This is a genomic window from Streptomyces sp. NPDC001401, from assembly GCF_042895385.1.
In the GTDB taxonomy this organism is placed as follows: Bacteria; Actinomycetota; Actinomycetes; order Streptomycetales; family Streptomycetaceae; genus Streptomyces.
In genome coordinates this window covers 864,198-887,536 of the sequence record NZ_JBIAWI010000002.1, presented here as the reverse complement: position 1 = coordinate 887,536, position 23,339 = coordinate 864,198, and the positions used below count along the sequence as shown (strand labels likewise).

The window sequence follows — 23,339 nt, the reverse complement described above, 5'->3', positions numbered from 1 at the left end:
GGCTCTCCTGCTACTCCTCCCGTAGTAGTGCCCGGGCCCGCCGCGCCCCGCAGGCGCAGTGCGGACTGTCTTCGGTCGTACGACGACCGCACCCGGCCCCGAGGCGCACGCTGCTGCCCATGTCCACACCCTTCCGCTTCACCGAACCGCTGCCGCCCAAGGCGGCCACCGGCCGCGTCGCCGAGGTGTACGAGCAGCTCGCCCGCGACTTCGGCATCGACAGGGCGGCCACCTTCGTGGTGCTGTCCTCCGCGCCCGAAATCCTCGCCCCCACCTGGGCGTTGATGCGCGAGTCGCTGATCGCCGGCCCGGGCAGCCGCACCGGCAAGGAGCTGGCGGCCTACGGGGTGTCGCGTGCCAACAAGTGCCCGTTCTGCGTGGACGCGCACACGGTCCTGCTGCACGCCACCGGCGACCACGCCCTCGCGGAACGGCTGGCCCGGGGCAAGCGGCCGGAGCGCGAGGAGCACGCGCGCGTGCTCGCGTGGGGGCAGCACACGCGCGTGCCGGGCGCCGGCCTGCTGCCGTACCCGTTCCCGCGCGAGCACGCCCCCGCCTACATCGGCACCGCGCTCGCCTTCCATTTCATCAACCGGATGGTGTCGGCCCTGTTGACCGAGCAGTTGCTGCCGGGCAACGTGCAGCGGCTGCGCCCGGTGCGGAGCCTCGCGGGCCGCTCGCTGGCCCGGACGGTGCGCCGCTCCGCCGTGCCCGGCGCGGCTCTCGCCCTCCTCGACGATCCGGCGCCGGGACCGGCGTGGGCGGCGGGCACGACCGTCGGCCCGGCGTACGCCGCACTCCGGTCGGCGACCGCGGCCGGTGCGGGCCTCCTCGACGCCGACGACCAGGCCCTCGTAACGGAGACCCTGTGGGACTGGGACGGTTCGCACCCGCCCCTCGCGTGGGCCGGACTCCCGGACCGCCGAGAGCGCCCCGGCGCGCGGCTCGCGCTGCTGGCCGCCCTCGCGCCGTACCGCATCACGGAGGAGGACGTGACGGCCTGGCGCCGGCCGGAGCACACCGACCACTGCCTCGTCCACCTCGTCGCCTACGGCGCCTTCGCCGCCGTGGACCGTATGGAGAGCTCGTTCAGTCTGCACACCGCCCGGGAGACGTCATGACCGCGATCGCCGGCATCCGCCGGACACACACCTGCAAGGGCCCCGCCGGCTCCGACTGGACCGACTGGACCGACGACCAGCAGCGCTGCGACGCGCTGTTCGCAGCGGCGTGCATCAGGCCCGCCGATCGCGTCCTGGACGTCGGCTGCGGTACCGGGGCCGCGACCCGGATCGCCGCCCGGCTGGCCTCGCGCGGGCACGCGGTCGGCGTCGACATCTCGGCGCCGCTGCTGCGCACGGCCCAGAAGCTGACGGCCGCCGAGAAGCTCGCGAACGCCTCGTACCAGGTGGCGGACGCGCAGGTCCACCCGTTCCCGCCATGCGGCTATGACGTGATCGTCAGCCGGGGCGTTGTGCTGTCCTTCGCGGACCCTGCGGCAGCCTTCCGCAATCTGGCGGGGGCCCTGATGCCGGGCGGCCGACTGGCGTTCGTCTGCCCCCGGTCCCACTCCGACCTCAACGGCATCCGGGCGGTACTGGACGGCTGGGAGAACGTCGAGGTCGAGCTGCGCGGCAGCGTCCGGCTCGCCACCGCCGACCGGCCCCGCCGCGTACCCGCCGACCTTGACTGAACAGTAACCGCGCGGGCACGGAGCGAGTTGACACTTCCGTCTCACAGGGACTCATGTGAGACTGGCGCCCCGTCCGCAGTGCGGACCCCCTCCGCACACCGTCCCCCACCGAAAAGTGTGCCGTGCGCGATTTTCCTCTGCCGCTCGCTCTGACCGCGCGTCTGTCCCCGGTCGTCGTGCTGGCCGCGGCCGGCTGGGCGCTGACGTCCGGCCCCGCGGCGACGACGACCGCCGAGCACAAGGAGGCGCCGAAGACCGGCAGCCAGTCGGCCTCCGCCCCCTCCACGACCGCGCAGACCAAGACGTACGCCACCTCCCCCGCACCGTGCGGCAGCGTGGCCGAGAAGACGCTCAAGTCGCTCGTTCCGGGCGCCAAGACGGCGGGCAAGGAAATCCAGTCGACGGACGCGAAACTGCGCCGCACCTGCTCCTGGAACGCGCTCAAGGGCTACGACTACCGCTGGCTCGACGTCTCCTTCGAGGTCATGAACTCGGACGAAGCGGCCCAGAATGCATACAAGGGACGGATTGGGGAGAAGAGCGGCGGAGGGGCTGTTCCCGGACTCGGTGACCAGGCCTACTCCGTCGTCAATCTCACCACCGAGAACAAGCAGCAGACCCGCGAGGGCATGGTGTTCGCCCAGGCGTCCAACGTGCTGGTGGTCGTCACGTACAACGGCAGCGACTTCGAGACGAAGAAGGCGCCCAGTACGGATGAGATCAACAAGGGTGCGATCAAGGCGGCGAGGGAAGCCGTGACAGCGCTGAAGGGCAGCCAGTAGGACCGGCTGCCCTTCGAAGGCGAAGGCTCAGACCTCCAGGCGGTCCTTTCCGCGCAGCAGCATCAGCACGACGTACAGCACCATCGAGGTGCCGAGGCCGACGGCCCAGCCGTAGTCGGCGAGCGACTCCAGCGCCGGGATCGGCCGCCCGTCGATCAGCGGCTTGAAGCTGGCACCGCCGATCGCCAGGACACCGCCGGCCACGAAGGCGACGACGGCACGCCAGTTCCAGCCGCCCTCGTACCAGTAGCGGCCGCCAGCGCGGTACAGGTCGACGAGGTCGAGCTTGCCGCGGCGCAGGATCCAGTAGTCGGCGATGAGGATGCCGGCGACCGTGCCGAGCAGACCGCCGACCAGGCCGAGCCAGGTGAAGATGTAGCCCTGCGGGTCGGAGTACAGCTTCCACGGGAAGATCAGCACGCCGATCACGCAGGTGGCGAGCGCACCGGCCCGGAAACTGACCTTCCTGGGCGCGATGTTGGAGAAGTCGAAGGCCGGTGAGACCAGGTTGGCCGCGATGTTCACGGACAGGGTCGCCACCAGCACGGTCACCAGCGCGAACAGCAGGCCGAAGACGTTGTCCGTCTTGGCGGCGAGCTGTACCGGGTCCCAGATCGTCTGCCCGTACACCGCCTGCGAACCGGAGGTGACCAGCACGGAGAGGAACGCGAAGAGCGTCATGGTCGTGGGCAGACCGAGTGCCTGGCCCCACGTCTGCGCCTTCTGGCTCTTGCCGTAGCGGGTGAAGTCCGGGATGTTCAGCGACAGCGTGGACCAGAAGCCGATCATGCCCATGAGGGACGGCCAGAACAGCTTCCAGAAGTCCCCGCCCCAGCCGAGCTTGGAGGGCTGGTCGAGCAGCGGGCCGAAGCCGCCGGCCTTGTTGCTCATCCAGATCAGCATCACGATCGCGCCGACGATGACGAACGGCGCGGCCCAGTTCTCGAAGCGGCGGATCGTCTCCATGCCCCGGTAGATGATGGCGACCTGGAGCACCCAGAAGAGGGCGAACGACAGCCACATCGTCCAGGCGTAGCCGCCGACCTTCCCGGCGTCGGACCAGCCGTTGCCGATCAGCTTGCCGGCGAGGAAGTAGATCGCCTCACCGCCGATCCAGGTCTGGATGCCGAACCAGCCGCACGCCACCAACGCCCGTACGACGGCGGGCAGGTTGGCGCCGCGGACACCGAAGGAGGCACGGGCGAAGACCGGGAAGGGGATGCCGTACTTCGGTCCCGCGTGCCCGGTGAGCAGCATCGGGATCAGCACGATCACATTGGCCAGGGCGATGGTGAGCACCGCCTGCTTCCAGTCCATGCCGACGGCGATCAGACCGGAGGCCAGGGTCCAGGAGGCCGTGTTGTGGGCCATGCCGACCCACAGGGCGGAGAAGTTGTACGTGGTCCAGGTGCGCTTCTCGACCGGGACCGGGAGCAGGTCCTCGTTGGCGTACGGGCCGCTGGGCAGCGGGGACCCGGGGGCGATCTCCACGCGACCGTCGGCGAGGGTCACTTGGGCTGTCGGCGGTATGGCCGTGGGAGCGGTGTCGGTCATGGGCAGGCCAATCAATCAGGGGTGGGTCCGGAAAGGCCGTGCGGGTCTCCGGCCCCCTCCCCGGGGACGGCCGGGGAGGGGAGAACTGGAGTGGGGGGATGGGGAGTTGAGCGGTTGCTACGAGGTTCTTGTGCGCGTCGTCAGGCGTTGACCGCCGGGATGACCTGGGCGCCGTAGGCGTCGATCGTGGTCTCCTGCGCGTCGTGCATGTCGTACACGGCGAACTGGTCGACGCCCAGCTCACGCAGGGCGTTCAGCTTCTCGATGTGCTTCTCGACCGGGCCGATGATGCAGAACCGGTCGACGATCTCGTCGGGCACGAAGGCGGTGTCGGGGTTGTCGGCGCGCCCGTGGTGGGAGTAGTCGTACCCCTCGCGGGCCTTGATGTAGTCGGTGAGTTCCTCGGGTACGGCCGCGGAGTGCTCACCGTACTTCGACACCAGGTCGGCGACGTGGTTGCCGACCATGCCGCCGAACCAGCGGCACTGCTCGCGGGCGTGGGCGAGTGCCTCGGGCGAGTCGTCCTCGGTGACGTAGGCGGGGGCGGCGACGCAGATCTTGACGTCACCGGGGTCCCGGCCTGCCGCGACCGCCGCGTCCTTGACCGCCTTCACCATGTACTCGGTGAGGTAGAGGTCGGAGAGCTGGAGGATGAAGCCGTCGGCCTCCTCGCCGGTCATCTTCAGCGCCTTGGGGCCGTACGCGGCCATCCAGACGGGGAGTTCGGCGTCCTCCTTGATCCAGGGGAACTTGATGACCGTACCGCCGAGGTCGGCCTCCTTGCCGGAGCCGAGCGCCCTGATGACCTTCATGGCCTCGCTGATCCGGGCGAGGGTGTTCGGGGTGCGGCCCGCGACGCGCATCGCGGAGTCGCCGCGGCCGATGCCGCAGACGGTGCGGTTGCCGAACATGTCGTTGAGGGTGGCGAAGGTGGAGGCGGTGACCTCCCAGGTGCGGGTGCCCGGATTGGTGACCATCGGGCCGACCGTCAACTTGGTGGTGTTCGACAGGATCTGACTGTAGATCACGAACGGTTCCTGCCACAGCACGGCCGAGTCGAAGGTCCAGCCGTAGGTGAAGCCGTTGCGCTCGGCACGCTTCATCAGGCTGACGACCTTCGAGGCCGGCGGGTCGGTCTGCAGGACGAGTCCGAAGTCCATGTGCGCCACTCCTAGTTGAGGTACTGACAGGTGGAGCGCGGGGTGTAGACGCCGTGACCGGCGTGTCCGGTGTACTCCCGCTCGTTGATGACGAGTTCGCCGCGCGAGAGCACCGTCTCGACCCGGCCGGTGGTGCGCTTGCCCTCGTAGGCCGAGTAGTCGACGTTCATGTGGTGCGTGTCGACCGACATGACCTGCTCGGCGTTGGGGTCGTAGATGACGACGTCGGCGTCGGCGCCCGGCGCGATGGTGCCCTTCTTCGGGTACATGCCGAACATCCGGGCCGGGGTGGCGCAGGCGATCTCGATCCAGCGGCGGCGGCTGATGTGCCCCTCGACGACGGCCTGGTGGAGCAGGTCCATGCGGTTCTCGACGCCCGGGAGGCCGTTGGGGATCTTGGAGAAGTCGCCGCGGCCGAGCTCCTTCTGGCCCACGAAGCAGAAGGGGCAGTGGTCGGTGGAGACGACCTGCAGGTCGTTGGTGCGCAGGCCCTGCCAGAGCTTGGCCTGGTGCTCCTTGGGGCGAAGCGGCGTGCTGCACACGTACTTCGAGCCCTCGAAGTCGGGCTCGGCGAGGTTGTCGGTCGAAAGGAACAGGTACTGCGGACAGGTCTCGCCGAAGACCGGGAGCCCCTCGTCGCGCGCCCGTGCCAGCTCGGCCACTGCCTCCATGGCCGAGACGTGCACGACATACAACGGCGCACCCGCGACCTGCGCGAGCTTGATGGCGCGGTGGGTGGCCTCGGCTTCGAGCAGGGCCTTGCGCACCTCCCCGTGATAGCGCGGGTCGGTCTCGCCGCGGGCCAGTGCCTGCTCCACCAGCACGTCGATCGCGATGCCGTTCTCGGCGTGCATCATGATCAGGCCGCCGTTCTCGGCGGAGCGCTGCATGGCGCGCAGGATCTGGCCGTCGTCGGAGTAGAAGACCCCGGGGTAGGCCATGAACTGCTTGAAGCTGGTCACGCCCTCCTCGACCAGGAGGTCCATCTCCTTGAGCGTCTCCTCGTTCACGTCGGAGACGATCATGTGGAAGCCGTAGTCGATCGCGCAGTTGCCCTCCGCCTTCGCGTGCCAGGCGTCCAGGCCCTCGCGCAGGGAGTGGCCGACGCTCTGCACGGCGAAGTCGACGATCGTGGTCGTACCGCCCCAGGCGGCCGCGCGCGTGCCGGTCTCGAAGGTGTCGGAGGCGAAGGTGCCGCCGAAGGGAAGTTCCATGTGGGTGTGGGCGTCGACGCCGCCCGGGATGACGTACTTGCCGGTGGCGTCTATGGTCCGCTCGGCCGTCCAGGTCTCGGCGGCGGAAGTGCCGGCGGCAGCGAGGGCGGCGATTCGGCCGTCCTCGATCAGGACGTCGGCGTGGAGTTCGTCGGACGCGGTGATGACGAGACCGCCGCGGATCACGGTACGGCCGACCATGGGTTCACGCTCCGTTCGGTTGTCGAAAAGTGCGGGTCGGTTGTGGCTGATCGCGCAGTTCCCCGCGCCCCTTCAGGGCGCGGGGGGTACCGCCTGGTTTTACGGCGCCGTAAGCGGGGCGTACGCGTCCGGGCGGCGGTCGCGGAAGAACTGCCAGCGGTCGCGGACCTCGCGCAGCTTCGCCAAGTCCAGGTCGCGCACGACGAGTTCGGTCTCCTTGTCGCTGGCCACCTCGCCGACGAACTGGGCCTCCGGGTCCACGAAGTACGAGGTCCCGTAGAAGTCGTTGTCGCCCAGTTCCTCGACACCCACCCGGTTGATCGCCCCGACGAAGTACTCGTTGGCGACCGCCGCGGCCGGCTGCTCCAGCTGCCACAGGTAGGCGGACAGGCCGCGCGAGGTGGCCGACGGGTTGAAGACGATCTCGGCGCCTTCCAGCCCCAGCGCCCGCCAGCCCTCCGGGAAGTGGCGGTCGTAGCAGATGTAGACGCCGATCTTCCCGACGGCGGTCTCGAAGATCGGCCAGCCGGCGTTGCCCGGGCGGAAGTAGAACTTCTCCCAGAATCCCGGCACTTGGGGAATGTGGTGCTTGCGGTACTTGCCGAGGTACGAGCCGTCCGCGTCGATCACGGCCGCGGTGTTGTAGAGGACGCCGGGCTGCTCCTCCTCGTACATCGGCAGGATCAGGACGAGGCCCAGTTCCTTGGCCAGCGCCTGGAAGCGCTTGACGATCGGGCCGTCCGGGATCTGTTCGGCGTACTCGTAGAACGCCTTGTCCTGGACCTGGCAGAAGTAGGGCCCGTAGAACAGCTCCTGGAAGCACAGGACCTGAGCACCCTGCGCGGCCGCGTCGCGGGCCGCCTGCTCGTGTACCTGGATCATCGACTCCTTGTCGCCCGTCCACGCGGTCTGGAAGAGGGCGGCACGAATCACTCTGCTCATCGGGACCTCCGGTCGCTCGGTGTGCGAGAAGACTAGGAAGTCCGAAATCAGGCTTTGAGTTGCAGCGTGTCACGTCTGCGGGTGTGCGGCGTGTCACGGTGTCACCCTCTCCCGAGCCCATGTTTCACCGGCGTTTTCCCAGGTCGTGGCATGTTTCAGCCCTGTTGCGCGTCGTGCGCGAGGAGCGCGATGTGCACCGAGGCGGCCTGCTCGAAGTCGTCGAGGTCCACGCCGAGCCGACCCTGTATGGCTTCCAGGCGCCGGTAGAGCGCGGGCCGGGAGACGTGGTGGAGCTGGGCGGTGCGGGACTTGTTGCGGCCGGTGGCGAGATAGGTGCGCAGCACGGACAGCAGATCCTCGTCGGCCGAGCACAGCAGACCGTCCAACTCCCGCTCCGCGAACGACTGCACATGAGGATCGTCCCGCAGCAGCCGGATCAGGCCGCGCAGATGTACGTCCCTGAGGCGTACGACGGCCGGGAGGTCGAGGACGGCCGAGGAGTCGGCGATGGCGTCGGCGACGTGCTGGGCCTCGCGCAGTCCGGCGGGCACGTCGTCCCAGGCGGTGCGCGGGTCGGCGGCGGCCACCACGGCTTTCGTCGATCCCGATTCCGTACGGAGCCTTGCCGCGAAGTGCGTGGCGAGCGCCTCGGCGTCCTGGTCGCGGGCCAGGCTGAGCAGAACTGCGGTGGCCGCGTCGGCCAGCTCGGCGACAAGACCGGGCAGCCCCAACATCCGTAGCACCCGGTCGAGTTGGGCCGGTTCTCCGTCCCGTACGACCAGCGGCACGAACGTGCGCCGGTTGACCGGCAGTCCGGCGGCACGCGCGCGTGGCAGCAGTTGCCTGGCCGGTACGACCCCGCTGACCAGGTCGGTCAGCAGGCTCTGCGCGGACTGCTCCTCCCAGGTGTGCGCGGAGTTGCCGCCGAGCATGCGGTGCAGGACGAGGGCCTCGGCGGCCCGGTCGGCGAGCAGGCGTCCGGTGGCGGTGTCGCCACGGTAGCCGCACAGCATGATCTGGCCCCAGCGCTCGCCGCGCCCGCCGAGTTCGGCGCGGATCCAGCCGTCGCCCTCGCTGCCGCCGGCCTGCCGGGCGATGCGCTCCCAGTCGCGCAGCACGTCGTCCACGGCCGGCCGCTCCCCCGCCGTGGCGAGGACACGGTGGGCGAGGTTGGTGACGACGACAGGGCAGGCGCTGTGCTGGGCGATCTCGTCGAGGAGCCGTTGCAGCGGGGCGCCCGCGGTGATGAGCCCCGTGAGCGCCGTGCGTACGGATTCCGAGAGGCTGACAGCCGCGAACTTCCGCCGTACCAGCCGGGACTGGACCTCCTCCGTCAGCTCCGCGAAGGGGAAGGGGCGGTGCAGGACGACCATCGGCAGCCCGCACCGCTCGGCGGCCCGGCGCATCACGTCCGGCGGGGCGGGGAACGCCCGCCCCAGGCCGAGCACGACGGCCGCGGCCTCCGCGCGGTGCAGGGACCGGATGTACTCGGCCTGCTTCTCCTCGTCGCCGGCGAGCAGCACGCCGGTGGTGAGCACCATCTCGCCGCCGCTGAGCATCACGCCCACGTCGGGCGCCTCGGCGACATGCACCCAGCGCACCGGCCGGTCGAGCTGGGAGGCGCCGGCCACCACCTCGGGCTCCCCGGCGAGGACCCGTTCCAGGGCCAGCACCTGGCGCACCGACAGCGCCGGTTCGAAGGTCCCGAAGGTGGTGGTCATGGCGTCGTTCCCTTGGTCAGTGCACTGCTACGAGAGGCTCCTCAGAGCGCGTTCGAGGATCGCGGCGCCCTCCTCGGCCTCCGCGACCGTCAGGGACAGCGGCGGGGCGATGCGCAGGGCGCTGGTGTTGTGGCCGCCGCCCTTGCCGATGAGCAGCCCGTCCGCGCGGGTCGCTTCGAGGACGGCGGACGCGGCGTCCGGGTCGGCCTCGTCGGTGCCCGGCTTCACCAGTTCGATGCCGAGCATCAGACCGCGGCCGCGCACCTCCCGTACGTGCGGGACCTGCGCGGCGACGGCCCGCAGCCGCTCGATGAGCAGCCCGCCGACCCGCCGGGCGTTGCCCTGCAGGTCGTGTTCCAGCAGGTAGGTGAGGTTGGCGAGGCCCGCCGCCATGGTGATCTGGGTGCCGCCGAACGTCGAGATGCTGTTGGAGTCGAGACAGTTCATGATCTCGGCGCGGGCGACGACACCGCCGATGGAGCTGCCGTTGCCGATGCCCTTGGCGAAGGTGAGGATGTCCGGCGGGCCGCTCTGACCGTGCGCCTGCCAGCCCCAGAAGTTGTCGCCGGTGCGGCCCCAGCCGGTCTGCACCTCGTCGGCGATCCACAGGATGCCGCGCTCGGCAAGGACCTCGCGGAAGGCCGCGTAGAGGCCGTCCGGCCCGGAGGTGAAGCCGCCGACGCCCTGGATGGGCTCGGCGATCAGGGCCGCGGGCGGGCGGGTGTGGCCGAGCAGGTCCTTGAGGTCGTCGACGCAGGCCGCGATGAACTCGTCGTCGCTCAGCCCCGCGTACGGGCCCCGCGTCCGCACACCCCCGTGCACGTACAGCGTTTGGAGGGGCGACAGCGAGGTGGGCGACCAGCCACGGTTGCCGGTGATGCCGACCGCGCTGAAGGAGCGGCCGTGGTAGCTGTTGCGCATCGCCAGGATCGTGTTGCTCTGCCGGTAAGTGGTGGCGAGCAGCAGGGCGGTGTCGTTGGCCTCGGTGCCGGAGGTGGTGAAGAAGACACGGGCGTCCGGGATGCCGCTCAACTGGGCGATGCGCTCGGCCAGTTCGACCATCGGGCGGTTCAGGTACAGGGTCGACGAGTGGAGGATCCGCCCGGCCTGTTCGCTCACCGCCTTGGTGACCTCGGGCAGCGCGTGCGCGGTCATCGTGGTCAGGATTCCGCCGAAGAAGTCGAGGTACTTGTTGCCCTCGGCGTCCCAGACATGGCGGCCCTCGCCGTGGGTGATCTCGAGGGGGTCCTCGTAGTAGAGGGCGAGCCAGTCGGGCAGTACCGACTTGTGGCGGGCGTAGAGGTCGGTCACGGCTGCACCAGCCCTTCGTAGGCGTCGGGTCGTCGGTCACGGTAGAACGCCCACTGCTGCCGCACTTCCTCGATCAGGTCGAAGTCGAGGTCGCGGACGACGAGTTCCTCGGTCTTGTCGCTCGCCCTCTCGCCGACGAACTGGCCGCGCGGGTCGACGAAGTACGAGGTCCCGTAGAAGTCGTTGTCGCCGTACTCCTCCTGGCCGACCCGGTTGATCGCGGCGATGAAGTACTCGTTGGCGACGGCCGCGGCCGGCTGCTCCAGCTGCCACAGATAGGCGGACAGGCCGCGCGAGGTGGCCGACGGGTTGTACACCAACTGGGCGCCGTTGAGCCCGAGTTGCCGCCAGCCCTCCGGGAAGTGGCGGTCGTAGCAGATGTAGACGCCGACCTTGCCCACGGCGGTGTCGAAGACCGGCCAGCCCACATTGCCCGGCTTGAAGTAGTACTTCTCCCAGAAGCCCTTGACCTGCGGGATGTGGTGCTTGCGGTACTTGCCGAGGAAGGTGCCGTCGGCGTCGATCACGGCGGCGGTGTTGTAGTAGAAGCCGGACTGCTCGACCTCGAAGACCGGCACGACGATCACCATGCCTGTTTCGCGGGCGAGCTCTTGCATACGACTCACGGTCGGCCCGTCCGGCACCGGCTCGGCCCAGCGGTAGTGCTCGGGTTCCTGGACCTGACAGAAGTAGGGGGCGTTGAAGACCTCCTGAAAACCGATGATCTTCGCACCCTGGCGGGCCGCCTCGCGGGCGTGCTCCTCGTGTTTCGCCACCATGGACTCGGTGTCGCCGGTCCAGGTGGCCTGGACCAGAGCGGCACGTACGACGTTGGCCATGAGCTGCTCCTTCGGCGGGTCGTCAGAGCCTCTACGCCCGTAGACGAGGCCGTAGAGGGATGAACGTAAGCCTCCGGGAGAGCCTTGCCAAGACCATCGCCGTTAACCCGCGGAGTCGATCACGTTTCGCACTCCTGTGGAGGAGCGGAGGGGCCGGTGGGACGGGTGGACGGGGGTGTGTCAGGCGGCGAAACCGGCGACCCGGAGGGCGTGCACCAGATCCCAGTGTCGCTCGTCGGAGACTCCCTGCGCGGCCTCCAGCAGGAGCGGTACCAGGGTCTGCGGGTCGGGCTCGGCGCTGCGGGCCGCCTCCTCGGGGGTGCGGACGCGGACATACGCGTCGAGCAGAGCGCGCACCTCGCGGTGGCGCCCCTCGCCGGCCAGCCCCAGCACGGCCTGCCCGATCTCGGTGGCGGGCCGGGCGACGCCCTGCCGCAGGATCTGCTCGCCGTCGGGCCCGCGCCCGGCCGCGACCAGGGCGTCCGCCGCGGCCACCAGCCGGTCGGCGGGCAGCGAGGCGGCCTCCCACAGCAGGGTCGCCCAGTCGGCGCCGAGTCCGGCGCGCTGCAGCTCCGCGGCGAGCAGCGGGAAACGGGCGGCGGGCCAGTAGGCGGCGTCGACGAGCAGGGCGTGCGCCTCGCCGCTGTGCCCCTCGGCACGCAGCCGCACCAGCCGCTCGACGGCCCCGACGACCTCCCGCGGCCCCGCGGTGTCCAACGACTCGACCGCCGGCTGCTGCGGCCCCTCCGCCGCCTCGGCAGCCCCTGCGAACCGCGCTCCGCGCGGGGTGCGGCCGGTGGCCTGGGCAGCAGGCAGGACGGGTGCGGCGGTCGGCGGTACGGCGACGGGGGCGGCCTCTTCCTCGGCCATACCGGCGAACCGCGCACTGCCTCGACGGCGCTTGCGCTGCTTGGCGGCGGGAGGTTCGGGGGCGGGCTGTTCCTGTACGGGCTGCGTCGCGCCGGAGGGCTCCGCGTCGCCCTGCCGGGGCGCGCCCGGGAAGTCGGCGTCGTACGAGGCGGGGTGCGCCGGCGCACTCGGACTCGCCGCCTCGAACGGGGCACGCTGCTGTGACATGCCGGAGGCACCGTCCTCGTAACGACCGTGCTGCGCGGCCGAGGACTCAACGCCGTACGAGCCGCTCCGCGCCCCGCCGGAGCCGGAGTCCCGCAAGCCCTGCCCGGCCCCCGCAGGACCGCGGTCGGACGAGTCGTACAGCCGCGCCGCACCCGACGCAGCCGCCCCGTAGGACCCGTCCTGCTGCCCACCTGCGAGACCAGGGTCGTACGAGCCGCTCCGCGCCCCCGCGGGGCCGGAGTCCCGCAAGCCCTGCCCGGCCCCCACAGGACCGCGGTCGGACGAGTCGTACGGCCGCGGTCCCGCGGAGGCCGCGTAGGCACCGCCCCGCTGCCCGTCCGAGGGGCCGGGGTCGTACGAGCCGCGCTGTTGCGGGAAGCCCGAACCGTAGGTCTCCCGGTCGCCCGGGCGGGTTTCGGTCGGTGGTGCCTCGTCCGGGGCGAACTCCCTGTCGATGCGGTAGACCGCGCCCTCCGTGATGCGCGCCCGGCGGATCGCCGCCGCCCGGCCGCCTGCCATACGGCTGTCCAAGTCGGCCATCCGCGAACGGAGTTCGGCGCAGCGGGCGGTGGCTCGTTCGTGGTCGTCGCGGGCCCAGGCGAGGTCGAGGCGGATGGCGTCGGCCTCCTGCCGGGTGGTGGCGGAGGCGAGCAGTCGGCCCAGTTCCGCCTGGCGTTCGGCGGCGTAGCGCTGCTCGCGGAGCATCACGTCGAGCCGGTCCCCGAGGGCTTCCCGGCCGCCGGGCCGGGCGTCGTAGGCGGCGAGCGCGGCGCCGTGCAACCCGCGGGCCCGCTCCTTCTCCTGGGCCGCGGCACCCGGACCGTACTCCGCAGCGAGGTCCTGAAGGACCGCCTCCAGCACGTCCCAGGGCGGCAGTTCACGCCCCTCGAGACAGGCTCGCATGCCGTCGGGGTCGCGCTGCCAGAACACCGCGCACCAGCCGCCGCCCTGATCCAGGCGCGCCAGCAGGCCGTTCAGGTAGTTCACGAACTCCCGTACCCGGCCCGGGAGTTGATCCACAGCCATCGCCCAACTCCTACCAGACCGGAGTACTCCGGTCCGTTAGACAACACGAGCCGTGTTACGGGAGCGCTACGAGAAGTTTTCGGACGGGACGCAGAGTACGCCCTTCCTGCCGGAACGTGACGTGCGCGTGGCCGGAATCACGCGGCTCGCGCCGCGACCGGCGCACAGGCCCCGGCGAGTTCGTCCGTCGACAGGCCGAGCGCTCGGGCCAGCGCGACGACCGTGAAGAAGGCCGGCGTCGGAGCGCGGCCCGTCTCGATCTTCCGCAAGGTCTCCGCGGAGATCCCGGCGTCCACCGCGACGTCCGCCATGCTCCGTCCGCCGCGGGCCTCGCGGAGCAGTCGCCCGAGCCGCTCGCCGCGTTCGCGCTCTTCGGGGGTGAGAGGGGTGCGCACCATGCCGTCATTCTAATACCGGTATAGTAATTGGCATGGTGGAGCTGAAGACAGACACATCGATCGACGCCATGTACGAGGCGGGGCAGGTGGTCGGGCAAGCCCTGACGGCCGTCCGGCGCGCCGCTGACGTGGGCGTTTCCCTGCTGGAGCTGGACGAGGTGGCGCGCGGGGTGCTGCGGGAGGCGGCCGCGGGCTCGCCCTTCCTCGGGTACCGCCCCTCCTTCGCCCCGGTCCCCTTCCCGGCCGTCATCTGCACCTCGGTGAACGACGCGATCGTGCACGGCATCCCGACCGGCTACCGGCTGCGCGACGGCGACCTGGTCTCCATCGACTGCGGCGCCGAACTGGGCGGCTGGGTCGGTGACTCGGCGATCAGTTTCGTGGTCGGCGAGCCACGCCCGGCGGACGTACGGCTGATCGAGACGGCAGAGCAGGCACTGGCGGCGGCCATCGAGGCGGCGGTGGTCGGCAACCGCATCGGCGACATCGCGCACGCGATCGGCTCCGTGTGCCGCGCGGCGGGCTACGGCATCCCGGACGGCTTCGGCGGACACGGCATCGGGCGCCGTATGCACGAGGACCCCGGGGTCCCGAACGAGGGCCGTCCGAGGCGTGGCATGCCCCTGCGCCACGGCATGGCCCTCGCCATCGAGCCGATGCTCATCGCCGGCGGCCGGGACGACTACCACGCGGCGGCGGACGGCTGGACCCTGCGCACGAACGACGGCTCGCGCGCGGCCCACGTGGAGCACACGGTGGCGATCACGGACGCCGGTCCGCGGATCCTCACCGAGCGGAATCCGAAGAACTGACGCAGCTCGTTCCGGAGCCTTTCCTGTCGGGGCACGCCTGCATGCGCTCCTGGACGTGCCCCCTTCCGGCGGTCGTGCGAAGGTGGTGTGACCGGGCCCTGTTGGGGCACCCGCACGGGCCGGCACGTCGATCAGCGAGCGCGTCCCGGGCCGCCCGTCGGGACGCCGGAACGGAAGGCCATGACCAGCGGCTTCAGTGGCCCTGAGGGCTACGACCCCTTCGGAGAATTCCTCGCCCGCTTCTTCGGCGGCCCGCGCCCGGGCCCCCGGCAGATCGACATAGGGAGGCTGCTCAGTCAGCCCGCCCGGGAACTGGTCCGTGGGGCCGCCCAGTACGCGGCCGAGCACGGCAGCCGGGACCTGGACACCCAGCATCTGCTGCGGGCCGCGCTGGCCAGCGAGCCGACCCGGAGTCTGCTCAGCCGGGCCGGCGCGGATCCCGACTCGCTGGCGTCGGAGATCGACGAGCGCTCCGGCCCGGTCCAGCACACACCGGAGGAGGCACCGCCGCCCACCTCGCTCTCCCTCACCCCCGCCGTCAAGCGGGCCCTGCTCGACGCCCACGACCTGGCGCGGGCCAGCGGCGCCGGTTACATCGGCCCCGAGCACGTGCTCAGCGCCCTGGCCGCGAACCCCGACTCGGCGGCCGGGCACATCCTCCACTCGGCCCGTTACGCGCCCACCGGGCTGCCGCCCGAGGCGCCGGAGACCGCGCAGAGCCGTACCGAGCACGCGCGCGCCACCGGCACGCCCACCCTGGACAAGTACGGGCGCGACCTCACCGACCTGGCCCGGCAGGGCCGTATCGACCCGGTGATCGGCCGGGACGAGGAGATCGAGCAGACGATCGAGGTGCTGTCGCGGCGCGGCAAGAACAACCCGGTGCTGATCGGTGACGCGGGCGTCGGCAAGACCGCCATCGTGGAGGGGCTCGCGCAGCGCATCGCCGACGGGGACGTGCCCGACGTACTGATCGGGCGGCGGGTGGTCGCCCTGGACCTCACCGGTGTGGTCGCGGGCACCCGCTACCGCGGCGACTTCGAGGAACGTCTCAACAACATCGTCGGCGAAATCCGCACGCACTCCGACCAGTTGATCGTCTTCATCGACGAGCTGCACACGGTCGTCGGCGCCGGCGGAGGCGGCGAGGGCGGCGCGATGGACGCCGGAAACATCCTCAAGCCGGCGCTCGCCCGCGGCGAGCTCCACATCGTCGGCGCCACCACACTGGAGGAGTTCCGCCGGATCGAGAAGGACGCGGCGCTGGCCCGCCGCTTCCAGCCGATCCTGGTGCCCGAACCCTCCGTACCGGACACGATCGAGATCCTGCGCGGCCTGCGCGACCGCTACGAGGCCCACCACCAGGTCCGCTACACCGACCAGGCCCTGGTGGCCGCCGTGGAGATGTCCGACCGCTACCTCACCGACCGCCGGCTGCCCGACAAGGCCATCGACCTCATCGACCAGGCCGGTGCGCGGGTACGGCTGCGGGCGCGGACGAAGGGCACCGACGTACGGGCCCTGGAGCGCGAGGTCGAGCAGCTGACCTGCGACAAGGACCAGGCGGTCGCCGACGAGCAGTACGAGCGGGCGACCCAACTGCGCGATCGCATCACGGAGTTGAAGCAGCGGATCGCGGACACCGCGGGTGACGAAGAGGCCGACGAGGGGCAGCTGGAGGTGACCGCCGAGGCGATCGCCGAGGTGGTTTCCCGGCAGACGGGCATCCCGGTCGCCAGCCTCACCCAGGAGGAGAAGGAGAAACTGCTCGGCCTGGAGGAGCACCTCCACAAGCGGGTCGTCGGGCAGGAGGAGGCGGTGAGCGTGGTCGCCGAGGCGGTGATGCGCTCCCGCGCCGGGCTCGCCAGCCCCGACCGGCCGATCGGCAGTTTCCTCTTCCTCGGGCCGACCGGCGTCGGCAAGACCGAGCTGGCCCGCGCGCTCGCCGAGGCCCTGTTCGGCAGCGAGGAGCGCATGGTCCGTCTGGACATGAGCGAGTACCAGGAACGCCACACCGTCAGCCGCCTGGTGGGCGCCCCGCCCGGCTATGTGGGCCATGAGGAGGCGGGCCAGCTCACCGAGGTCGTGCGCCGCCACCCGTACTCACTGCTCCTGCTGGACGAGGTGGAGAAGGCGCACCCGGACGTCTTCAACATCCTGCTCCAGGTCCTCGACGACGGCCGGCTCACCGACTCCCAGGGCCGGACCGTCGACTTCACCAACACGGTCATCGTGATGACCAGCAACCTCGGCTCCGAGGTGATCGGCCGGCGCGGCGCCGGCATCGGCTTCGGGGCAGATGGTGCCGACGCCGACGAGGAGGCCCGGCGCGAGCAGATCCTCAGGCCGCTGCGCGAGCACTTCCGGCCGGAGTTCCTCAACCGCATCGACGAGATCGTCGTCTTCCGCCGGCTCACCGGCGACCAACTCCGGCAGATCACCGAGCTGTTGCTGGAGAAGACCCGCCGCCTGCTGCAGGCACAGGGCGTCACGGTCGAGTTCACGGACCCGTCCGTCGACTGGCTCGCCGAGCGCGGCTACGAGCCCGAGTACGGCGCCCGCCCGCTGCGCCGCACCATCCAGCGCGAGGTCGACAACCAACTGTCGCGCTTGCTGCTGGACGGGCGGGTCGGGGAGGGCGGCCGGGTGACGGTGGACGTCGAGGGCGGGCGGCTCACCTTCCGTACGGAGGATCTGCCGATCGCCCCCGAACTCTGACGGGGCCGGCCGGATGCGCCCCTTCAGGGGCGCGGGGCTGTATCGATATGCGGCTCCGCCGCGTGGGCGCGACCAGCCCCCACACACCCGCAGACGACTACGGTGCCGGCTGGACCACTTGCGCGGACCCACCACCACGCCGCACAGTCTCAGCGGCTGCCAGCCACTTCCCACCAGGCAACCGCTGCACACCCGTAGCCGCCCCGATCTCGGGGTTCAGCTTGAACGAGTGCCCAATGGCCTCGAGCTGCGCCCGCAGGCCACCCGCACTCGTGTCGTTGTACAGCGCGGGCTCCAGCTCCGTCTGCGCGGCGTTCCGCTGACTGGCGCGCGGCGCGGCGATCGCGTCGACAAGCGGCAGCCCCCGGTCCAGGAACTCGGTCAGAACCTGAAGCACCGTGGTGATGATGGTCGCCCCACCGGGCGAACCGAGCGCCACCACCGGCTTGTTGTGCTTGTCGAGCACGATCGTCGGCGAGATCGACGACCGCGGCCGCTTGCCCGGTCCCGGCAGGTTCGGGTCGTGCACGGCCGGGTTCGCCGGGGTGAAGGAGAAGTCCGTCAGCTCGTTGTTGAGGATGAACCCGCGGCCCGGCACAGTGATCGCGCTGCCGCCGGTCTGCTCGATGGTGAGCGTGTAGGAGACGACGTTGCCCCACTTGTCGGCGACGGTGAGGTGCGTGGTGTTCTCACCTTCGTACGTCGTCGGGGCCGCCGTACCGCCGGAGGCACACGCCGCCGGGTTCCGCGGATCCCCCGGTGCCACCGGGCTCGTCAGCACCGCGTCGTCCTTGATCAGGCACGCCCGCGAGTCGGCGTACTTCTGCGAGAGCAGTTCCTTCGTCGGTACGTCCTCGAAGGCGGGGTCGCCGACCCAGCGCCCGCGGTCGGCGAACGCGATCCGGCTGGCCTCGATGTAGTGGTGCAGGTACTGGACCTCGCTCGCCTTCGAAAGGTCCGTCTTCTCAAGGATGTTGAGGGCCTCGCCGACGGTCGTGCCGCCGGAGGAGGACGGCGCGATGGAGTAGACACCGAGCCCGCGGTACGAGGTCTTCGTGGGCGCCTGGAGCTTGGCGCGATAGGCCCCGAGGTCCTTGTCGGACAGCTTGCCCGGGCGGGCGTTCCAGCCGGAACCCGGGTCCACGGGCGGGTTGTTCACGGTGCGGACGATGTCGTCGCCGAGGTCGCCGTCGTAGACCGTGCCTACGCCCTTCCTGCCCAACTCCTCGTAGGTGCGGGCGAGATCGGGGTTCTTGAACGTGGAGCCGACCACCGGGAGCTGCCCGCCCGGCAGGAACAGCTTCGCCGTGTCCGGGAAGTAGCGGAAGCGGGTCTCGTTCGAGGCGGTCTGCGAGCGGAAGGTGTCGTCGACGGTGAAGCCGTCGCGGGCGATCCGCTCGGCGGGCTTGAGCACCGTGCCGAGTCTTCTGCTGCCCCAGTTGTCGAGCGCGGTCTGCCAGGTGGCGGGCGTGCCCGGCGTGCCGACGCTCAGGCCGCTGCTGACGGCGTCGGCGAAGGCGAGCGGTTTGCCGTTCTCCACGAAGAGGTTGGAGTCGGCGGTGAGCGGCGCGGTCTCGCGGCCGTCGATCGTGTGCACCGTACGGGACTTGGCGTCGTAGTAGACGAAGTAGCCGCCTCCGCCGACACCGGAGGAGTAGGGCTCGGTGACGCCGAGCGCGGCGGCGGTGGCGACGGCCGCGTCGACCGCGTTGCCGCCCTTCTTCAGGACCTCGATGCCGGCCGCGGAGGCGTCCGCGTCGACGCTCGCTACGGCGCCGCCGTAGCCGACGGCGACCGGAACTTTCGCAGGAGTGCCGCTCGTTGTTGCGGCGGGTGGCGCCGCCGCCCCCACCGACACCACAGCGGCCGAGACCGCCAGGACCGACAGTTTCCGTGCGACAGAGCGACGCATCCGCACCTCCAGTGAAGGACCGTTCGCGCAGCTTAATCCAAGGGCATGTCCCCGTCAGGACCGTCTCGAACACGGGTTTGTGTTCGCCCGGTACCATGCGCGCCCATGAATGACGACGTGCGCAACATCGTCCTGGGCGTGGTGGCGGCCGGCATCAGCGCCGCCCTCGGCTGGCTGGCCCGCACCTACCTGTGGAAGCGGAAACTCCGCCGCAAGCAGGCCTTCTTCGGGCTGCCCGACAACTCCGAGTCGCTGCTCGTCGTCAACCGCGACGCCGGCAGCCCCGACCTCGCGGTGCACCGCTACGACGTGTTCGCACTACTGGAACTCTCCGCCCTCATCAAGGACTGCGGCGCCCACGCCGAGGTGATCACCCAGGACGCGGCCCGGCAGGGCTTCGGTGAACGGACCGAGTTCTGCGTCGGCGGCCCGGGGTCGAATCGGCGCATGGCCGCCCATATGCAGGCCATGCTCCCCGGAGTACGGGTGAACACCGACCCGGAACCGGGCCCGGACCGGCTGGCGTTCCAGATCGGCAGCGAGCGCTACCGCATGGAGAAAGGCCTGTCCGAATACGTGCTGCTGGCACGGCTCACGGCCGGACAACCCGGCCTGACCCGGCCCGTCTTCCTGTTCAGCGGCCAGACCGCGATCACCAACCAGGCCGCGACCCGCTACCTCGCCCGCAACTACGAGCGACTGGCCCGCAAGTACGGCAACAACACGTTCGTCCTCCTGCTGAAGGTGGTCAACTCACAGGCGTACGGCCCGGACGTCGCCGAGCTCGTCGCGGACGTGACACGGGCAGCACAGGCACCGCTGCCGACACCCGCGGCTCCCCGCAACTCGCACCGCGCCTCCTGAATTCATTCACACGACAACAATCGTTACTCCCACGTAACTTACCGACGGGTTACCTCCGGTAAAGGGCCAAGGTTACCGTCGGGTCACTTTGCACTGACACGAGTGAGGAGTGACCCGTGGGAAACCATCGCAAGGCCCTGCGTACGACCGCCGTGGGCGCCGTCTCCGCGACTCTGATCGCCGGTAGCGCCCTCGGGCTCGCCCCCACCGCACAGGCGGCGGACGCCGTCCGGTTCGTCGACATCACCGGCGACGGCGGCACCGTCCTCAAGGCGAACGTCATCATGCCCGCGGGCGCCGACGGCGCGCACCGCTACCCGCTGCTCGTGCTCCCGACGAGCTGGGGCCTGCCGCAGGTCGAGTACCTCGCCCAGGCCCAGAAACTCGCCGACTCCGGCTACATCGTGGTCAGTTACAACGTGCGGGGCTTCTGGCAGTCCGGCGGTGAGATAGAAGTGGCCGGCCCACCGGACATAGCCGACGCGTCCAAGGTCATCGACTGGGCGCTCGCCAACACCCCGGCGGACTCGAAGCACATCGGCATGGCGGGCGTCTCGTACGGCGCCGGCATCAGCCTGATCGCCGCCGCGCACGACAAGCGCATCAAGGCGGTCGCCTCGCTCAGCGGCTGGGCCGACCTGATCGACTCGATCTACTCCGGCCGCACCCAGCACGTCCAGGCCGCGGGCCTGCTGGACGGCGCGAGCCTGGTCACCGGCCGCCAGAGCCCCGAACTCCGGCAGCTCTTCGACAACTTCTACGCCTCCAACCTCTCCAAGGAACAGGAGATGATCGATTGGGGGAAGAAACGTTCGGCCGCTACATACCTGGACCAACTGAACAAGAACGGCGCCGCGGTCATGATGGCCAACGCCTGGGGCGACACGATCTTCCCGCCCAACCAGTACGCGGACTTCTACGAGAAGCTGACCGGCCCGAAGCGGCTCGAGTTCCGCCCCGGCGACCATGCGACCGCCGAGCTGACCGGGCTGTTCGGACTGCCCAACGACGTGTGGACCGACACCGAGCGCTGGTTCGACCACTACCTCAAGGGCGAGGACAACGGCATCGACCGCGAGGAGCCGGTGCAGCTCAAGTCCCGTTCCACGGGCGGCTACGAGGGCTATCCGGACTGGAAGTCGGTCGCCGCGACCGAGCGGAAGATCGCCCTCGCCGGCACGACCACGATCCACACGAACGTCGACTCCGGGGCGGACGGCGGCATCGTCTTCCTGTCCAGCATCCTCGACCAGGTGGCCCAGCTGCCCCCGATGGCCTCGATCCCCCTGCTCCCCCGCCGCTGGGCCGCCGTATGGCAGTCGGAGAAGTACGACACCACCCAACAGATCCGCGGTACGGCCGAGTTGCACACCACGGTCACCCCGACCAAGGAGAGCGGCACCCTCGTCGCCTACCTCTACGACGTGGGGCCGCTCGGCCTCGGCAAGCTGGTCAGCAACGCGCCGTACACCTTCCACGGGAACACGCCCGGAAAGCCGTTCGGTCTCGACCTGGATCTGTTCTCCACGGCCTACGACGTCCCGGCAGGGCACCGGCTCGCCCTGGTCGTCGACACGGTCGACCCGCTCTACATCGAGCACAACCCGTCCGGCGCTCAGCTGACCTTCTCCTCGCCGGCGAACGACCCGTCGTACGTGTCGATTCCGCTGCGCAAGCAGTGATCTCCGGCTGCCGCCGGCCGGGCATGGCTCTGTCGCTCAGTGCTTGAGGATCTTGGACAGAAAGTCTTTGGCGCGCTCGCTGCGGGGGTCGGTGAAGAACTCCTCGGGCGCGCGGTCCTCGACGATGCGGCCGTCGGCCATGAAGACGACACGGTTGGCGGCCGAGCGGGCGAAGCCCATCTCGTGGGTGACGACGACCATCGTCATGCCGTCGCGGGCCAGTTGCCGCATGACCTCGAGGACCTCGTTGATCATCTCGGGGTCGAGGGCCGAGGTGGGCTCGTCGAACAGGAGCGCCTTGGGCTCCATGGCGAGGGCGCGGGCGATGGCCACCCGCTGCTGCTGGCCGCCGGAGAGCTGCGCCGGGAACTTGGGCGCCTGGTCGGCGAGTCCGACGCGGTCGAGGAGCCGACGGGAGCGCCTGTCGGCTTCTTCCTTCTTGCGTCCGCGGACCTTGATCTGCCCCAGCGAGACGTTCTGCAGGACGGTCTTGTGCGCGAACAGGTTGAACGACTGGAAGACCATGCCGACGTCGGCACGGAGCCGCGCGAGGGCCTTGCCCTCTTCGGGCAGCGGCTGCCCGTCGAGCAGGATCGTGCCGGACCGGATGGTCTCCAGCCGGTTGATCGTCCTGCACAGTGTCGACTTTCCCGACCCGGACGGGCCGATGACCACGACCACCTCCCCCTTGCCGACGGTCAGGTCGATGTCCTGCAGAACATGCAACTCCCCGTAGTACTTGTTGACGTCATGCAGCTCGATCAGCGGATCGACGGCCATTCGCAGCCCTACTCACTCTCAGCTGTGTCGTGGTTGCCGCAAACTATCCGGACAGGAGTTGGCTCACATCACGACACGCACTTTTCGGGCATAAGCCGTATTTACGTCGATCTTAGGTCGATGACTTCGTTCAACGCTTCACGTCTCCGCGACCTCGCCGTACAGCTGCGAGAGCTCGGGCACCCCGCTTACGGCCCACTCGTGCCCGGAGGTCACGACATCGAACTCGCGGCCCGAGGCGAGCCGGACGACGGGCTGGCCGTCGGGCCAGATCTCCCAGGCGGCGCCGGGCACGGTGCGCACGATGACGGTGCCCAGGTAGAGGCCGGCGTCGTTGCCGAGCCAGTGCAGCACCTCGGGGTCGTCGCGCCAGCGCGGCAGCAGCTGGTCGAGCGCCTCCAACGAGGCGGCGGAATCATCGAGTTGGACGCCCTCCCGGGACGCCTGGGAGCGGAGCAGTTCGCACTCGGAGAGGAGTTCGGCGATGCCCTCCGGGTCGGGGATGCCGTGCTTCTCATGCCGGTGGCCCAGAAAAGGGATCTTCATACCCCCAGCGTGTCATTCGCACCGGCGTGCGCACCACAGGCGCGCGGGCGGTCACTTCGGGGCGATTTCACGCCGAGTCCGCGCATGGCTCGTTGACGGGTCTCTGT

General features: G+C 70.2%; 19 protein-coding genes. 7 read left to right on the top strand and 12 right to left on the bottom strand.

Going from position 1 to position 23,339, the window contains the following annotated elements; all coding sequences use genetic code 11:
- Positions 1-119 precede the first annotated feature (119 nt).
- The 3 genes from ACFY10_RS11540 (at position 120) to ACFY10_RS11530 (ending at position 2,475) form a co-directional block, all read left to right on the top strand.
- Positions 120-1,121 (top strand): carboxymuconolactone decarboxylase family protein, encoded by a 1,002-nt coding sequence (locus tag ACFY10_RS11540; RefSeq protein WP_390664844.1) that lies wholly within the window; start codon positions 120-122, stop codon positions 1,119-1,121.
- Entirely contained in the window at positions 1,118-1,693 is a 576-nt protein-coding gene (locus ACFY10_RS11535; RefSeq protein ID WP_390664843.1) for a class I SAM-dependent methyltransferase, read from the top strand. Before ACFY10_RS11540 ends, ACFY10_RS11535 begins: the two co-directional genes overlap by 4 nt.
- 122 nt (positions 1,694-1,815) lie before the next feature.
- On the top strand, positions 1,816-2,475 hold the full coding sequence (locus ACFY10_RS11530; RefSeq protein ID WP_390664842.1) for a hypothetical protein: 660 nt from the start codon (positions 1,816-1,818) through the stop codon (positions 2,473-2,475).
- Positions 2,476-2,502: 27 nt separating this feature from the next.
- Here the strand turns inward: ACFY10_RS11530 and ACFY10_RS11525 are convergent, their stop codons facing one another.
- The 9 genes from ACFY10_RS11525 to ACFY10_RS11485 all read right to left on the bottom strand — a co-directional run bounded on the left by ACFY10_RS11525 (position 2,503) and on the right by ACFY10_RS11485 (position 13,918).
- Positions 2,503-4,029, bottom strand: coding sequence for an NCS1 family nucleobase:cation symporter-1 (locus ACFY10_RS11525; protein WP_390664841.1), 1,527 nt, complete (start codon positions 4,027-4,029; stop codon positions 2,503-2,505).
- 140 nt (positions 4,030-4,169) lie between these two features.
- Positions 4,170-5,189: a TIGR03842 family LLM class F420-dependent oxidoreductase gene (locus tag ACFY10_RS11520; RefSeq protein WP_390664840.1), complete on the bottom strand. Its 1,020-nt coding sequence runs from the start codon at positions 5,187-5,189 to the stop codon at positions 4,170-4,172.
- Positions 5,190-5,200: 11 nt separating this feature from the next.
- The gene (gene hydA, locus ACFY10_RS11515) at positions 5,201-6,604 is read right to left on the bottom strand and encodes a dihydropyrimidinase (RefSeq protein ID WP_390664839.1); all 1,404 of its coding nucleotides are present in this window, start codon (positions 6,602-6,604) and stop codon (positions 5,201-5,203) included.
- A 99-nt stretch (positions 6,605-6,703) separates the two neighbouring features.
- Positions 6,704-7,546, bottom strand: coding sequence for a nitrilase-related carbon-nitrogen hydrolase (locus tag ACFY10_RS11510; protein WP_390664838.1), 843 nt, complete (start codon positions 7,544-7,546; stop codon positions 6,704-6,706).
- 155 nt (positions 7,547-7,701) lie between these two features.
- Positions 7,702-9,267 carry a PucR family transcriptional regulator gene (locus ACFY10_RS11505; protein WP_390664837.1) on the bottom strand — a complete coding sequence of 522 codons (1,566 nt, stop codon included), beginning with the start codon at positions 9,265-9,267 and terminating at the stop codon, positions 7,702-7,704.
- Positions 9,268-9,294: 27 nt separating this feature from the next.
- On the bottom strand, positions 9,295-10,578 hold the full coding sequence (locus ACFY10_RS11500; protein WP_390664836.1) for an aspartate aminotransferase family protein: 1,284 nt from the start codon (positions 10,576-10,578) through the stop codon (positions 9,295-9,297).
- Positions 10,575-11,417 (bottom strand): nitrilase-related carbon-nitrogen hydrolase, encoded by an 843-nt coding sequence (locus ACFY10_RS11495; RefSeq protein ID WP_390664835.1) that lies wholly within the window; start codon positions 11,415-11,417, stop codon positions 10,575-10,577. Before ACFY10_RS11495 ends, ACFY10_RS11500 begins: the two co-directional genes overlap by 4 nt.
- Before the next feature lie 180 nt (positions 11,418-11,597).
- Positions 11,598-13,520: a hypothetical protein gene (locus ACFY10_RS11490; protein WP_390664834.1), complete on the bottom strand. Its 1,923-nt coding sequence runs from the start codon at positions 13,518-13,520 to the stop codon at positions 11,598-11,600.
- Positions 13,521-13,657: 137 nt separating this feature from the next.
- Entirely contained in the window at positions 13,658-13,918 is a 261-nt protein-coding gene (locus ACFY10_RS11485; RefSeq protein ID WP_390664833.1) for a helix-turn-helix domain-containing protein, read from the bottom strand.
- A gap of 32 nt (positions 13,919-13,950) precedes the next feature.
- Between ACFY10_RS11485 and map the strand changes: the two genes are divergently transcribed.
- Both map and ACFY10_RS11475 read left to right on the top strand, forming a co-directional pair.
- Positions 13,951-14,730: a type I methionyl aminopeptidase gene (gene map / locus ACFY10_RS11480; RefSeq protein ID WP_390664832.1), complete on the top strand. Its 780-nt coding sequence runs from the start codon at positions 13,951-13,953 to the stop codon at positions 14,728-14,730.
- Positions 14,731-14,910: 180 nt separating this feature from the next.
- Positions 14,911-17,448: an ATP-dependent Clp protease ATP-binding subunit gene (locus tag ACFY10_RS11475; protein ID WP_390664831.1), complete on the top strand. Its 2,538-nt coding sequence runs from the start codon at positions 14,911-14,913 to the stop codon at positions 17,446-17,448.
- Positions 17,449-17,545: 97 nt separating this feature from the next.
- Here the strand turns inward: ACFY10_RS11475 and ggt are convergent, their stop codons facing one another.
- Positions 17,546-19,360 (bottom strand): gamma-glutamyltransferase, encoded by a 1,815-nt coding sequence (gene ggt, locus ACFY10_RS11470; protein ID WP_390664830.1) that lies wholly within the window; start codon positions 19,358-19,360, stop codon positions 17,546-17,548.
- Positions 19,361-19,465: 105 nt separating this feature from the next.
- On the opposite strand from ggt, the gene ACFY10_RS11465 reads away from it, so the two are divergent.
- Positions 19,466-20,224, top strand: a complete 759-nt coding sequence (locus ACFY10_RS11465) for a hypothetical protein (protein WP_390664829.1) — start codon at positions 19,466-19,468, stop codon at positions 20,222-20,224.
- Between the two features lie 116 nt (positions 20,225-20,340).
- A complete protein-coding gene (locus tag ACFY10_RS11460; protein ID WP_390664828.1) occupies positions 20,341-21,906 on the top strand; it encodes a CocE/NonD family hydrolase in 1,566 nt (521 codons plus the stop codon).
- Positions 21,907-21,942: 36 nt separating this feature from the next.
- Here the strand turns inward: ACFY10_RS11460 and ACFY10_RS11455 are convergent, their stop codons facing one another.
- Together ACFY10_RS11455 and ACFY10_RS11450 are read right to left on the bottom strand one after the other, a co-directional pair.
- Positions 21,943-22,686: an amino acid ABC transporter ATP-binding protein gene (locus ACFY10_RS11455; protein ID WP_390664827.1), complete on the bottom strand. Its 744-nt coding sequence runs from the start codon at positions 22,684-22,686 to the stop codon at positions 21,943-21,945.
- A 138-nt stretch (positions 22,687-22,824) separates the two neighbouring features.
- Positions 22,825-23,232, bottom strand: coding sequence for a DUF6278 family protein (locus ACFY10_RS11450; RefSeq protein WP_390664826.1), 408 nt, complete (start codon positions 23,230-23,232; stop codon positions 22,825-22,827).
- Between the last annotated feature and the right edge of the window lie 107 nt (positions 23,233-23,339).